The 13,413-nt window shown below is 41.9% G+C and carries 13 protein-coding genes and 1 pseudogene; 11 read left to right on the forward strand and 3 right to left on the reverse strand.

The features are described 5' to 3' along the window. Nucleotides 1-5: 5 nt before the first annotated feature. From ACN20O_RS16460 to ACN20O_RS16480, 5 genes are all read left to right on the forward strand, one after another. A complete protein-coding gene (locus tag ACN20O_RS16460; RefSeq protein WP_491635207.1) occupies nt 6-434 on the forward strand; it encodes a hypothetical protein in 429 nt (142 codons plus the stop codon). A 104-nt stretch (nt 435-538) separates the two neighbouring features. Further along, nucleotides 539-1,618, forward strand: coding sequence for a hypothetical protein (locus tag ACN20O_RS16465; RefSeq protein ID WP_491635209.1), 1,080 nt, complete (start codon nt 539-541; stop codon nt 1,616-1,618). A gap of 3 nt (nt 1,619-1,621) precedes the next feature. Next, nucleotides 1,622-2,107 (forward strand): response regulator transcription factor, encoded by a 486-nt coding sequence (locus ACN20O_RS16470; protein ID WP_491635211.1) that lies wholly within the window; start codon nt 1,622-1,624, stop codon nt 2,105-2,107. Further along, nucleotides 2,104-2,292, forward strand: coding sequence for a winged helix-turn-helix domain-containing protein (locus ACN20O_RS16475; RefSeq protein ID WP_491635213.1), 189 nt, complete (start codon nt 2,104-2,106; stop codon nt 2,290-2,292). Before ACN20O_RS16470 ends, ACN20O_RS16475 begins: the two co-directional genes overlap by 4 nt. 3 nt (nt 2,293-2,295) lie before the next feature. Next, on the forward strand, nt 2,296-3,786 hold the full coding sequence (locus ACN20O_RS16480) for a sensor histidine kinase (RefSeq protein ID WP_491635215.1): 1,491 nt from the start codon (nt 2,296-2,298) through the stop codon (nt 3,784-3,786). Here the strand turns inward: ACN20O_RS16480 and ACN20O_RS16485 are convergent. Next, the gene (locus tag ACN20O_RS16485) at nt 3,783-4,946 is read right to left on the reverse strand and encodes a THUMP domain-containing class I SAM-dependent RNA methyltransferase (protein WP_491635217.1); all 1,164 of its coding nucleotides are present in this window, start codon (nt 4,944-4,946) and stop codon (nt 3,783-3,785) included. The two genes, ACN20O_RS16480 and ACN20O_RS16485, sit on opposite strands and share 4 nt — an antisense overlap. A 101-nt stretch (nt 4,947-5,047) precedes the next feature. Then, a pseudogene (locus ACN20O_RS16490) lies at nt 5,048-6,259 on the reverse strand (GTP-binding protein). A 111-nt stretch (nt 6,260-6,370) separates the two neighbouring features. Here ACN20O_RS16490 and ACN20O_RS16495 point away from each other — a divergent pair. The 6 genes from ACN20O_RS16495 to ACN20O_RS16520 all read left to right on the forward strand — a co-directional run bounded on the left by ACN20O_RS16495 (nt 6,371) and on the right by ACN20O_RS16520 (nt 12,561). After that, entirely contained in the window at nt 6,371-7,078 is a 708-nt protein-coding gene (locus ACN20O_RS16495) for an SAM-dependent methyltransferase (protein WP_102243448.1), read from the forward strand. Nucleotides 7,079-7,144: 66 nt separating this feature from the next. Continuing rightward, nucleotides 7,145-8,164: a beta/alpha barrel domain-containing protein gene (locus tag ACN20O_RS16500; protein ID WP_491635219.1), complete on the forward strand. Its 1,020-nt coding sequence runs from the start codon at nt 7,145-7,147 to the stop codon at nt 8,162-8,164. Between the two features lie 44 nt (nt 8,165-8,208). After that, nucleotides 8,209-9,537 carry a hydroxymethylglutaryl-CoA reductase, degradative gene (locus ACN20O_RS16505; protein ID WP_491639297.1) on the forward strand — a complete coding sequence of 443 codons (1,329 nt, stop codon included), beginning with the start codon at nt 8,209-8,211 and terminating at the stop codon, nt 9,535-9,537. 7 nt (nt 9,538-9,544) lie between these two features. Next, nucleotides 9,545-10,588, forward strand: coding sequence for a GYDIA family GHMP kinase (locus ACN20O_RS16510; protein WP_491635221.1), 1,044 nt, complete (start codon nt 9,545-9,547; stop codon nt 10,586-10,588). A gap of 9 nt (nt 10,589-10,597) precedes the next feature. After that, nucleotides 10,598-11,632, forward strand: a complete 1,035-nt coding sequence (locus ACN20O_RS16515; protein WP_491635223.1) for a diphosphomevalonate decarboxylase — start codon at nt 10,598-10,600, stop codon at nt 11,630-11,632. Between the two features lie 8 nt (nt 11,633-11,640). Then, nucleotides 11,641-12,561, forward strand: a complete 921-nt coding sequence (locus ACN20O_RS16520; protein WP_491635225.1) for a mevalonate kinase family protein — start codon at nt 11,641-11,643, stop codon at nt 12,559-12,561. Here ACN20O_RS16520 and ACN20O_RS16525 read toward each other — a convergent pair. Next, nucleotides 12,558-13,349 carry an enoyl-CoA hydratase-related protein gene (locus tag ACN20O_RS16525; RefSeq protein ID WP_491635227.1) on the reverse strand — a complete coding sequence of 264 codons (792 nt, stop codon included), beginning with the start codon at nt 13,347-13,349 and terminating at the stop codon, nt 12,558-12,560. The two genes, ACN20O_RS16520 and ACN20O_RS16525, sit on opposite strands and share 4 nt — an antisense overlap. Between the last annotated feature and the right edge of the window lie 64 nt (nt 13,350-13,413).

A 13,413-nucleotide genomic window follows, 5' to 3' on the forward strand; every position in this document is an offset into this window, starting at 1 on the left:
GATTAATGAAGAAGATTGTTTTAATGAGTTCTCTTTTTACTATGGCCGCTGCATCTGCTGATACGACTCAAGTGGCTCAAGATGATATTATAAAAGAAAGCACAGAAGTTCTTAACTGTGTAACAGTGGAGGCACGCCCAAAAGCTGTGAGTGCTATTAAACCAACACTTCCTGAAAAAACAATTGAAGCTCCATCTCCTGCAGCCGTTGAAGTGGCAGAGACAACAGAAGTTCCATTGGTAGATGAAATTGCCGATAATAGAAACCTAAGCCCTTCGGAAAAACTAAAGGCCTATAGACAAAAACTTGAAGAGAAGAATTTAGTTCTTCTGGAAAAGAAATTAGAGATGATCAGACTTGAACAAGAAATGGCCCTTCTTCGCAATTTAGAAAGATCGATGAATAAGACCTTAAGTGCAATAAAAGATCTTTAGAAGCCCTCTTGAATTCTAATAATTCTAGCACTTTAAGACCTTTCCATGATGTTTCAACAATCCTTTGCCATAATGACAAAAATAACAAAACTTCGGGAGTTATTATGGCAAACGGACTGTTGATTTTAACAATCCTTCTTTTCTCAGTATCAGCAAAAGCTGAATCTCTAACACCACCACCAATGAGAACTCCTGGCATGGAAATGGGGAGACCTCCTGAAGAGTCACTTGAAGATTTAAAGTTCACTTACGACTCAAAAAATAAACTTTTCAAAGATGAAGCTGAAGCAAAAGAGTTTCAAAAACTGTTTACTGAAAATAGAGACTCAAAAGAAATCAAAGATCATTTTGCTAAAGTTCAGGAAGAGCGCAAAAAGAAAATGGATGAGATGAGAAAAAACGGCACTCGTCCTGATTTTGAAAAAATGAAGGAAGAAAGAGAGATTGCTCAGTTTGACCTACTTAAGGCCATCAAAAATATCCTTGAAAATAAAAAGAAAGAAAAAACAACAGTTGCTAAGGCCGATGTGAAATGCGAAGGCGCAAAGTCTCAACCTATTCTTGAGAAAGTCACAACTGACTCAATGAAAGATTCAGCGAAAGTGACAAAAATCATCCTGACTGAAGAAGAGTTTAAACGTATGAAGTCAGAGCTCCGCAATGAACTTAAGAATGAGCTTAAAGAAGAATTAAAAAAAGAAATGGCCCAAGGAAGACCCAATGAGGAAATGCGTGATCGTCTTTCAAAAGATAAAGATAAAGATAAAGAAGAAGAACGTCCAAAAATGGCCGAAGGAAAAAGCAAAGGTCGCCAAGGCAGAGGCGAAGGCATGGGCATGAATATGAACATGGGTGGATCATCGTCGAATGTTTCTCAAATGGCCTCAGCGATAGGCCAGCAGATGATGAACAATTTTCAAAATATGGGGCAGTCTTCTGGTATGCAGATGGGAAGTATGAACCTGATGAATATGGGCGGATATGGGAATGAACGCTTACAGATTAATCCATTTCCGTCGAATACGGCCGGTTACAACTTTATGGCCCCAGATATGAATTCTAGTTATACTTATGGCAACTCGATGATGAATCCTTATAGTGGCAACAGCTACTATGCCACATATGGCTCACAAATTGGGATTCCTTATATGGGAACATCATCTTTTGCACAAATGGGGAATTAAAGAATGTTAGTACTTTTAGTTGAAGACGATCCAATTTTAGGAAGAAGTATAAAAACGACGTTGGAGCTTGAATCTTTTAAAGTCCTTTGGTGTAAAAGTGTTCAGGAGACTCACGATCTGATTGCTAACAATGAATTCCAATGCATTCTTTTAGACATTGGGCTTCCAGATGGAAATGGGATCAGTCTTTGTAAGGAACTGCGAGCTGATTTTCAAAAAACACCTATTATCTTTCTCACAGCACAGACTGACGAAGACTCATTACTTATGGCCTTCGATGCCGGAGGAAATGATTTTTTAAGAAAGCCTTTTAGCCAAAGGGAATTGCTTGCTAGGATTAAGGCCCACACTCGCGATGTGACCGGGTCTAAATCCAATACTGCTTATCGCGATTTAAAGATTGATTTGGAAAAGCGCGAAGTGCGCTTAGGTGAAAAAAAATTGATCTCAACAATACAGAAATCCAATTACTTTATTGCCTCTCAATGAATGCGGAAAAAATCGTGACCCGCGACCGCTTAATGGAATTTTTAGGCAAAGGTGGAGAGATCTTCGATCGCTCGATCGACTCTCATATCAGCCATATTAGAAAACAACTGAAGGCCAATGAAGTCAGCAAAATCCAGATCCGCTCAGTTTATGGAGTGGGATATAAACTGGAGATTATCGAGTAGGTTATGGTCAGTAAAAATAAAAAACTCCTTGTTAAATTTATTCTCGCTTCCTTCGTCATCAGCTTTCTGGCCGTAGGGCTTGGATTTTTAGGAACACACCTCATCTTAAGCTCTCAGGAAAAACGCATGGAAGGACATTTCATGTACGAGTCTTTGAGAACAATTGAGTTGATCGCTAAAAAAACCCAAATGCCTATTGAAGAAATAGTTGCTGAATACAACAATTTTCAGGATGTCTCGCGTGAAGACAGAGGGCCAGGCCCAGATAGAAGAGGTAGAGGAAAACCTCCGGTGTCTATTTCTGTTGTGACTCGCGAAGAGGCCAAATTTACTCTTCCCCAGAATGTGGGTGAGTATTTAGAAATCCAAGGAAATGTTTCTGATGTAAAAAGATTTAAAGACCAGGTTTATAACTATGATGGGGAACACTTTTTAGTTTTTAAATTTGATCCAGGTGGCCCTGGAAAATTTGGCCCTCCTCCTGGCGGACCGGGTGGACCCGGAGGCCCTGGTAGTGGACCTCCTGGCCCACGAATCGATATTGGAGGAAGACCTCTTCCAATGGTGATGATCCCTCTGGTTTTAACTTTTGTGATCATTTTATTTGTTATCACGGCGTCTTCATTACTTGTCCTTTATTTCTTAAAACGCCAAGCTCAGAAAGCGGGAGAAGTCCTGCGCGCGCTTAAGCTGGGTGATTTAAAGGCGAGATTTCCCATTACAAAAATTGATGAAGCTTCTGAACTTATGCTGGAGTTTAACCAGATGGCCGACGAGATTGAAAAACTCGTTGTTGATCTTCGCGATGTAGATAATTTAAGAAGAAAGCTGCTTCAAGAGCTGGCCCATGACTTAAGAACACCTGTGGCCTCAATGAAAAGTATGCTTGAGAGCCTTCTTTATCAAGGTGAGCGCATGAGTGGTGAAATCAGACAGGAAAGCCTGGAGATGACACTAAAAGAAGTTGATTACTTCCACCACTTGGTCGAAGACTTGCTTTTTTTATCCGGCGTGCACGATTTAAAATACCGCGGGAAATTTTCTACTGTCGATGTTAACGATGTCATCCAGCACGAAGTCCAAGTGGCCAATGAAACTCATAAAAAAGTGAAGATCGCTTTTGTGTATAATGAATTTTATTTTGTTAAAGCAGACCAGCACTTGTTCCAGCGCTTGATGAAAAATGCACTTTCTAACGCCGCAGAAAATGCCAGCAGCATGGTGAGTGTGAGAATTGTTGAAGTGGACTTAAAGAATATTTCCATTGAAATCACTAATGATGGGCAGGGACTGACTCAGGAAGAAATTAGTACTTTTGGTAAAAAAAGGGCAACGAGAAGAATTAATGAAAACACTGAAGGAAAAATTTCAGTAGGTCTTGGCGCTGTGATTATGAACAAGATTTGTGAAATCCATTCGGCCGAGATGAAAATTGACAATAACCCGGGTGGTGGGGTCGTTTTAAAAATCACTTTCCCGCGCTTGGATGTTTAAGTTAAGATATAAAAGACAACTGGAAGCCCGCCATTTTTAAAAGGAAGGCGGGCGATGAGTTCCTCTTTTTTTGGAGTGAATTTGTGCTCTTCCGGAATGATGATCCCTAAACGAACCGGTTGGTATTTTTTTTTGATCATCGAGATGATCTTTTTATAATAATCTAGATCGATCTCTTCTTTTTCACCAACTCGCAGACCGTATGGCGGGTTAATCACCACCACATTTTTTCCAACGAGAGAATTTTCCTCTGAGAAAAGGTCGCTTTGAGTGAAGTCAATCTTTTTGCCTTCGGCATTTTTGCGGGCCAGATCAATCACCTCTGGATTGATTTCAAATCCTTGAAGTTTAGCAAAAGGAGAAGGTCTTCCTTGAAGTTCTTCCATGACTTTTTTCTTTAGGGCCACATCAATCCAAAGAGGAGTGTGCTGATAAGCAAACTCTCTTTCAGTGTTCACAGAAAAATAATCATGCCCTTCAATGAGAAATGTCCCCGAGCCAGACATCGGGTCAATGAGGGTCAGCTCTTCTTTAGAAATATTGGGTGGAAGGTTTTTAGTCGTGGCCATTAGAAGCAGGGCCGCCAGGTTTTCTCTAATGGGAGCAAGACCTGTATAGATTTTATCCCCACGTTTGTGAAGGATTTCACCGGTTGTATCGAGGCTGATAGTGATCACGTCATCGACTGCGCGGTAGTAAATTTTTGGAAGCTCTGCCGTTTTATTGGCCTCTAAGTGATCGAGGTATTTTTTCTTAACTGGTTGCTTGCGGTAGCTCTCAAGAATTCCATCCTGAATGGCCTTGGCAATTTTTCTCGAGTCAAAAAGCCTTGAGTTTGTCGCTGCGGCCACCACTTCAGGGGCCTGTCCGATCATGAGCGATTTCCATGGGATTTTAGAAATCTTTTGAAAGAGTTTTGGAAAATCGCGGGCCTTAAATTCAGCAATCCTCATAAGGATACGAGTGGGAGTGCGAAGCAGATGATTGAGTAGAAATCCTTGTAGCGTTGTGGCCGATAAAAGAATTCCACCTTCATCAACAGAAAGAATTGAAAGAGAGCAATCTTTAAAATGCAGCTCCCATTTTTCTTTTAGTTCATCAAGACCCTGGTCAACCAGACCAAGAGGGTAGATGAGATAGAATTGTGCGGTTTGTTCCATAAAAAGGTTATGGAGGAAAAAGTCTTAAAAGTCCAAAAAAAAGGCCATGGGGGTTACGTCCATGGCCAATTTATGTCATCAGTGCTGAGGAAGTTACGGGATTACTCAGCGCTGAGATAATGATTGATTGCTGAATCCTTAAAGTTGCTTGTCCAGAAATCTTTTCCGAGAACGAGCTCACTCTTATCTAAAAGAGCGTCGTTGAGTCTTTTTATTAAGTCTTCTTTTAAAGACGAATTTAAAAATTTCTGTCCAATGAAAACGATCTCCTGAACGCGGTCGCCGTAATCTTTGTGCCAGTTCTTTTTTACCTGAGCGAGTTCTTCTTCATCGACTTCCCATTCGCTCATATCCATAGAAGCAAGCCATGCTCCTCTGGCCTCAAGTGTACTGGTTCTTCCCGCCTGTGACCAAAGAGCGACGATTTCAGGCTTAGTGGCCACCCAGAAAAATCCTTTCGAGCGGACAACTTCTTTGGGCAGTGAAGTTAAAACATCCCACAGTCTCTCTGGGTGAAATGGTCTTTGCTCTCTAAAAACAAAACTAGAAATTCCGTATTCTTCAGTCTCTTTTGTTTCATGCCCACGCAGCTCCATCATCCATCCAGGATTGTTCATGGCCTCTTCAAAATTAAAAAGATTGGTGTTTAAAATTTCTTTTACATCTACTTGAGACTTGTGGGCCTCAATGATTTTTGCTTTGGGATTTAGTTTTTTCAGGATGCCGATTAAGCGCGATTTCTCCTCTGGATTGACCAGGTCCATCTTGTTCATAATCAGGACATCAGCAAATTCAATTTGTGAAATAAGAAGATCAGTGATCGTTCTTTCATCGTTTTCTGAAAGCTCAATTTTCCTCTCTTTCAAGTCGACTGCTTCCATATAGTCGCGGAAGAAATTGTGGCCATCAACCACAGTGACCATGGTGTCGAGCTTCGCAAACTGCGAGAGCGAGTTTCCGTTTTCATCTTCAAAGGTGAATGTTTCGGCCACGGGAATGGGTTCACTGATTCCAGTGGACTCAATAACCAGGTAATCAAACGCTTTTTCGGTCGCGAGTTTTTTTATTTCTACTAAAAGGTCTTCTCTGAGCGTGCAGCAGATACAGCCATTGCTCATTTCCACCAGTTTTTCCTAGGTTCGGACGATGCCGGCGTCGATATTGACTTCGCTCATATCATTGACGATCACGGCGATCTTAAGCCCATGATTTTCATGGAGAATATGGTTTAAGAGGGTTGTCTTTCCTGCACCTAAAAAGCCTGAAAGGACGGTAACGGGGAGTTTGCTTTGCGATTCATTTGCATTTTTCATATGCTTGAATATTGCAAGCCATTCGCAAAAATGTCAAGCCCACTAAGTTGGTTTTTCACAGGGCCCTCTTTATTCTTTTAATTTGCAAGGGGTTTTGCTACCTTCACGCCCATGAAAACCACTGGGACTTTGACATTAATTCCGACTCCTTTGTCTGAAGAAGGAGAGCTTGAGCCTCGCGCGTTCAGGCTTCTAAATGAAGCGGCCACAAACGAGCGTGAGAACTCTGTTTTTGTTATTGAAGATTTAAAACCAGGAAGAAGAAGATGGCTTGGTTTTAAACTTCCACGCGAATGTGTTGAGAGTTTTGTTCTTTATAACGAGCACACAGCTCAAACTGTATCTAAAGAACTTCTCGCTGAATTACAGAAGGGAAAAAACGTTTTTCTTATGAGTGATGGTGGTCTTCCTGCATTTTATGATCCGGGTGTTGAGCTGGTGAATCTTTGTCATCAGAATAAAATCCGCGTGACTTCAACTCCGTTTTTTAATTCTGTCAGTCTGGCCCTGGCCCTTTCGGGTTTCTCACATAGAAAGTTTTGGTTTGAAGGATTTCTTCCTATTGACAGTGAAGAAAGAGCGAAGGCCATTAAAAATATTTTAAATTTAAAAACGACGGCGATTGTGATGGACACTCCTTATCGATTAAAGCGCGTGCTTGAAGAATTTCAAAGCGCGTGGGGTTCATCGAAAAAGAAGCTTTTTGTGGCCATGGACTTAAACGCCGAAACGGAAGAGTTACAGCGAGGAACCCCTAAGGAGCTTCTCAATGTAATAAACGACGTAAAACGCGAATTTGTATTGATAGTTTCTGAGTAATTTCAGTTAAATAGTGTGTTAAAAAGAAATGACGTTTAACTGTCGTCATGATAAAAATAGGGCGCTATGCAAGAGACACGTAAAAGAGATCATATTGAGCTTACCGCCAAGTCCCAAACTAATGGACTTTTGGTGGACTCGCGCTTTTATTATGAGCCTCTTCTTTCTGCACATCCCACTCAGGAAACTGATATCTCCACAACATTTTTAGGAAAGAAAATCCAGGCACCATTTTGGGTTTCGAGTATGACAGGTGGAGTGGGGGAAGCCCGTCACATCAATCAAAACTTAGCGCGCGTTTGCCGTGAGTTTTCTTTGGGAATGGGGCTTGGGTCTTGCCGAACACTTTTAGAATCAGGGCAGTACTTTGAAGATTTTAATCTTCGCCCTATTTTAGGAAATGATCTTCCGTTTTATGCCAACCTGGGAATCGCGCAAGTTGAAAGACTTGTTTACGACCAGGAAATTAATAAAATTTTTGATTTAGTGAACCGACTGGACACAGACGGGCTTATTATTCATGTGAATCCTCTGCAAGAATGGTTTCAACCGGAAGGAGACAAGTTTCTTTTCAGCCCGATTGAGACGATTGCCAAGCTAAGCGAAGCTTTTAAAGGCAGCGGTAAAAAAATTATTGTGAAAGAAGTTGGGCAGGGAATGGGGCCAAAGAGCTTAAAGTCTCTTTTGGATCTTCCTATTGATGCTATCGAGTTAGCTGGTTTTGGCGGCACGAATTTCTCTCAGCTTGAATACCTAAGAACAAAGGGTGCGGACAAACTGGAGATCGAAGCGCTGGCCAAAGTTGGTCACACGTCTTTGGAAATGATCTCGATTCTTAACAATCTCCTGAAAGCAAACCCTGACTACATTAAAAAACAAATCATCATCTCTGGCGGGATCGGAAATTTCCTTGATGGATTCTACCTGCAGGAGCAATTGCACTTTTCTTCAATTATCGGCCAGGCCAAAAATTTCCTGACTCGCTCTGAGAACTATGAAGAGCTTAAAGCTTTTACCAATGCTCAGATCGAGGGATTAAAAATGGCGAGGAAATTCCTGACGATAAAGAACTCGGAGGTCCAGTGAACCAGACTATCGAAACAGAAGGCGCAGAAAAGAATAAACTTTCTATGCCAACAGCTCCAGTAAAAGGTTTTTCTAAACTTTCAAAGCTGGAGAAGATCGATTTTATCGCCGATAACTACTTCAGTGGGGGAGAGTCAGTAAAAACTCAGTTCAAGAGATTCTGGCTTAACGATGAAAACTTACAAAAAACAATTGATGAATTCAGCGAAAATACGCTGACAAATTTTATCTTCCCGATGGGAGTTGTGCCAAACGTATTAATCAACGGAAAACTTTTTTGTGTTCCGATGGTTATCGAAGAGAGCTCGGTTGTTGCTGCTTCAGCAAAAGCTGCTAACTTCTGGCTGACTCGCGGAGGATTTAAAGCAGAAGTCCTGGGTGTCAAAAAAGTCGGACAAGTCCACTTCATCTGGAATGGCGAAACATCAAAGTTAGAAAAATTCTTTGCTCTTAAAAAAGCAGAGCTTCTGCAAGCGGTTGAGCCTCTTGCGGCCAATATGGTTAAGCGCGGAGGAGGAATCCTTGATCTGCGTTTAGTAGACAGAACAAAAGATGAAGCCGGTTACTACCAACTTCTTGGGGAATTCGACACTCGCGATGCGATGGGGGCAAACTTCATCAATTCAATCTTAGAAAAATTAGGAAGCACGTGGAAAGAGATGATCCTTGATGCTTCGGACTTCACTGATGCAGAAAAAGAAATGCAAATCGTTATGGCGATTCTTTCAAACTACACTCCAGAGTGTATTGTAAGAAGCTCTGTAGAGTGCGATATCGCCGATCTTAATGAACCAGGGCTGGAAATGAGTGCCGAAGAGTTTGCTGATAAATTTGCCCGCGCTATCCGCATCTCAAAGATTGATGTAACGAGAGCGACAACTCACAATAAAGGGATCTTTAACGGAATCGATGCGGTGGTGATTGCTACTGGTAACGACTTCCGCGCCGTCGAGGCCTGTGGCCATGCTTACGCTGCCCGCGATGGTCAGTACAGAGGTCTATCAAATGTAGAAATTAAAAACGGAAAATTCCGCTTCAGCCTGGACATCCCGATGGCCATTGGCGCTGTAGGGGGGCTGACGTCACTTCACCCTATGTCAAAAGTCTCTCTTGATATGCTCGGACGCCCTAGTGCAGAAGAGTTGATGAAAGTTGTGGCGACCATTGGTCTTGCTCAGAATTTTGGTGCCGTGAGAAGTTTAGTGACTTCTGGAATCCAGAAAGGTCACATGAAAATGCACTTGATGAATATTTTAAACCATCTTGAAGCCTCAGAAGAAGAAAGAGAGAAGGCCAAGGTTCACTTTGCTAACGAAGTGATCTCATTTCAATCAGTGCGTGAATTTATTGCCAGCTTAAGGAACTACGTTTAGGAAAAATATGAATCAAATTAACCTTAACCAGATTAACAACGAACTAAAGAAGACTTGTCCGGAAAAAGACCAGTATTATTTCGGTCACGGCAAACTCCTTCTGACAGGCGAGTACTTCGTCTTAGATGGTGCCCTATCTCTTGCATTACCAACAAAAGTTGGTCAGTCCCTTTCAGTAAAATACAATCAATCATTTTCACCGTCGCTTAATTGGAAATCATACGATGTAAACGGCAACATCTGGTTTGACAGCACATTTGAGTTCTGGCACTTCAAGTGCACTGATGAGAATCCATCAGAAGAAGCTCTTTTCTTGCAAAAAATTCTTCAGCAGGTTAGGAAACAAAACCCTCATTTCCTAAGAGACAATGTCGATGTAAAAGTTGAAACTCGCCTGGGATTCCCATTAACGTGGGGACTGGGAAGCTCTTCTTCACTTATCTATAATATCGCTCAATGGGCCTATATTTCGCCGTTTGAGCTTTTATTTAAAACTCATGGCGGTTCTGGTTATGACATTGCGTGCGCGCAGTCTGACGGGCCGATTGCTTATAAGAAAGTTTCAAGCGGGCCTAACTGGTCGCCGATTTATTTCAACCCAAGTTTTAAACAAAATCTTTATTTTGTTTACCTGGGGAAAAAGCAAAACTCTCGCGAGGCCATCAAAGAATACACTAAGAAAAGACCGGTTGATTCGGCCATGATCTCTAAGATCACCGAGCTGACTCAGGAATTTATCAATGCTTCAACCCTAAAACAATTCCAGTCGCTGATGGTGTCGCATGAAGAGCTTGTCTCTCAGACGATTGACCAGCAGACGGTTAAAGCAGCGCTTTTTGCTGATTTCCCGGGAGCTGTTAAGTCTCTGGGCGCATGGGGTGGAGACTTCGTTTTAGTGGCCACAGAAAACGATTTTGACTTCGTAAGAAGTTATTTTGCCGGCAAAGGACTGGACACAGTTTATAGATACAGTGACTTGATTTCTGATCCAATTGAAGCTGAGTCTAAAGATGCAGTGAAGATGGGCTTTTCAAACCATCTGCTTCACTAAGGACTTCTTTTGGAAAAATTAAGTGTCAGTTGGTCGTCGCCTTCAAATATTGCCCTGGTAAAATACTGGGGGAAGATCCCGCACCAGATTCCCTGCAATCCATCGGTAAGTTTCACCCTAAAGAACTCACTGACCAGAATGGATGTGGAAGCAGAAAAGACTGATGCAGGAGAGATACAAGTAGATTTCTTTTTTGAAGGGAAGATCAACGAAAAATTCAAATCAAAAATTGTAAAGTTCCTAGAGTCTGAGCGCGAGCGCTTTGGCTGGATCACAAACTATAAACTAACTATTAAATCAGAAAATACATTTCCGCATTCATCAGGGATTGCCTCATCGGCCTCTTCGATGTCAGCACTTTGTTTATCGCTTCTTTCTCTGGATGAAAAAATCACTGGCAGTAAGGCACAGACGGACGACTTTTATAAAGAAGCTTCTGACCTTTCCCGTAGAGCTTCAGGATCGGCCGGAAGATCTGTTTACCCTTACCTGGTAAGTTGGGGAGAAATTGATTCTGTGGTGGGATCGAGTAATCTTTTTGCGGCCCCAGTTAATAAGGCAGATATTCATCCGATGTTTCATGACTACTGTGACTCTATCATGATTGTTGATGCCGCTGAAAAATCAGTTTCAAGCCGCGCGGGGCACTCTTTAATGGACACCCATCCTTTCAGAGAGCTTCGTTATAAGCGTGCGCACGAAAATTTAGAAAAACTTCTTTCGGCAATGAAAGTAGGGAAGATGGAAGAATTCATTTCCATCGTTGAAGAAGATGCTCTCATGCTGCACGCATTGATGATGACGTCGACGCCTAGTTTTATTTTACTGAAACCAATGTCGCTTCTGTTGATTGAGAAAATCAGGGAATACAGAAAAAGTACAAATATCCCGGTGTGTTTTACCATTGATGCCGGGCCAAACATCCACTTATTATACCCGAAGGCCCACGAAACGGCCGTAAAGGAATGGTTAGCGATGGAGTTTAAGGATTTACGAATCATTCACGATGAAACAGGGCCAGGACCTGTGAAGATCAAGGACTAGACTTAAGAATGAGCAGAACTCATACAGAAAAGAAATTTTACTCTAAGGTTATTCTCTTCGGCGAATACAGCATGATCCAGCACTCGATGGGACTGGTGATTCCTTATACATTATTTGACGGCAAGCTGACTTTTAGAAGAGACAACTCTGCCATTGTCGATCCTGAACTTAAGGCCTTCTCTCTATACTTAAAACAATTAATTGAAAGCAATCAGCTGAATATTCAGTTTGATGTGACGTCTTTTGAATTTGATATTTCTCAAGGGCTGTATTTTGATTCTACGATCCCGCAAGGATATGGAGTTGGAAGCTCAGGGGCGCTGGTTGCAGCGGTTTTTGACCGTTATGAGCAGGAGAGTCACTCGAACCTGGATATCAGCAAGCTAAAGAGAATTTTTGCTCAGATGGAGTCACATTTTCACGGCGCGAGCTCTGGAATGGATCCGCTGATAAGTTATTTAAATTCACCTATCCTGATTAAAAATAAAAATGAACTAGGCCCGGTCACTCTTCCTAAATTCCCAAAAGGAAAAGGGGGACTTTTCCTGCTTAATACAAAACGTTCAAGAAAAACTGAGCCCCTAGTGAACCTCTTCCTTGAAAAAACGACCAATGCACGCTTTAACGATATCTGTGAGACTCAGTTAAAGCCAATCACCAACAATTGCATCGAGAATTTTCTCGCTGCTGACATGGAAACACTTACTGAGAACTTCAAAAAACTTTCTGAGTTCCAGTTTGAGCATCTTTCTCCGATGATTCCAAAGCTCTACCGCGACGTCTGGGTGGAAGGGATTAAAGGCGGGGATTTTGCGCTTAAATTATGTGGCGCCGGAGGTGGAGGGTTTCTTATGGGAATCACTCGTGATTTCCAGAAGGCAAAACAAGTCCTCTCGGCGCATGAAATTAGATTGCTTTTAAGTTTTTAAACTTCTTGTTGTAATTTTTCTTTAAACTCAGAGTGGCTCATAAATGGCTGCTCTAATGTGTAGTCACCAGTTCTCACTGACGCGTTGAAGATTTGTCTTTCAACTTCAATCTTAGCGTTAACATCATTAGTGAAGTTGCTTCCTAGAAGACCGCGCTTGGCCTGCATACGGGCAACTGGGGCCTGAGCAAAGATAGTGGCCAGGATTTCTTTCGGATGAAGTCCCACTTCACACCAGCCTCCCAGTGTATTCATAACATTCACATCAAAAGTTCTTCCGCTTAAAATCAGCGAGCGCACTACGTTCTGGTTTAAATATGGAGCAAGGTAAGAGAAGACACCGCAAACCGGAGTCAATCCTTGCGAAAGGTGATCAAAAGTAAATTGAGCGTTTTCAGTAGCAAGGCGGATATCAGCGGCCAGCGCCAACTCAAGTCCAATACCTTTTGTTCCTTGCTTTACATCCATGATCACTGTCTGAGGAAGGCAAAAAAGTGACTGAGAAATTATTGAAAGCTTTCCTGTGATCTTTTTTAGTTTCTCTTCGTTCATTGTCTTCATTTCTTCCGGATCGATTCCCTGGATGAAATAATCACCGTAAACAGTGACATAAAGTGACTGCACTTCAGGATGACTTGCACACCAGGCAAGGATAGATTCAAATTCAAAAAGAGCTTCAAGAGTGATGAACTTTTTTCTGAATTTGATTTCCAGCGATTTGGTGTCGGTTAAAAGAGTCGTGGCAATGGTGTTGTAACTAAAAATAGGAATTCGTGTGAGTGCTTTCATTAACCTTCCTTGGTAGTAAACACTTAGGGCCTAGAGGGATGAAAGAGAGTCATTCTCTTTCATG

This window comes from Bacteriovorax sp. As-1 (assembly GCF_058446905.1).

Coding starts and splice junctions, on each gene's coding strand:
- ACN20O_RS16460 (WP_491635207.1), top strand. CDS start 6: ATGAAGAAGATTGTTTTAATGAGTTCTCTTTTTACTATGGCCGCTGCA.
- ACN20O_RS16465 (WP_491635209.1), top strand. CDS start 539: ATGGCAAACGGACTGTTGATTTTAACAATCCTTCTTTTCTCAGTATCA.
- ACN20O_RS16470 (WP_491635211.1), top strand. CDS start 1,622: ATGTTAGTACTTTTAGTTGAAGACGATCCAATTTTAGGAAGAAGTATA.
- ACN20O_RS16475 (WP_491635213.1), top strand. CDS start 2,104: ATGAATGCGGAAAAAATCGTGACCCGCGACCGCTTAATGGAATTTTTA.
- ACN20O_RS16480 (WP_491635215.1), top strand. CDS start 2,296: ATGGTCAGTAAAAATAAAAAACTCCTTGTTAAATTTATTCTCGCTTCC.
- ACN20O_RS16485 (WP_491635217.1), bottom strand. CDS start 4,946: ATGGAACAAACCGCACAATTCTATCTCATCTACCCTCTTGGTCTGGTT.
- ACN20O_RS16495 (WP_102243448.1), top strand. CDS start 6,371: ATGAAAACCACTGGGACTTTGACATTAATTCCGACTCCTTTGTCTGAA.
- ACN20O_RS16500 (WP_491635219.1), top strand. CDS start 7,145: ATGCAAGAGACACGTAAAAGAGATCATATTGAGCTTACCGCCAAGTCC.
- ACN20O_RS16505 (WP_491639297.1), top strand. CDS start 8,209: ATGCCAACAGCTCCAGTAAAAGGTTTTTCTAAACTTTCAAAGCTGGAG.
- ACN20O_RS16510 (WP_491635221.1), top strand. CDS start 9,545: ATGAATCAAATTAACCTTAACCAGATTAACAACGAACTAAAGAAGACT.
- ACN20O_RS16520 (WP_491635225.1), top strand. CDS start 11,641: ATGAGCAGAACTCATACAGAAAAGAAATTTTACTCTAAGGTTATTCTC.
- ACN20O_RS16525 (WP_491635227.1), bottom strand. CDS start 13,349: ATGAAAGCACTCACACGAATTCCTATTTTTAGTTACAACACCATTGCC.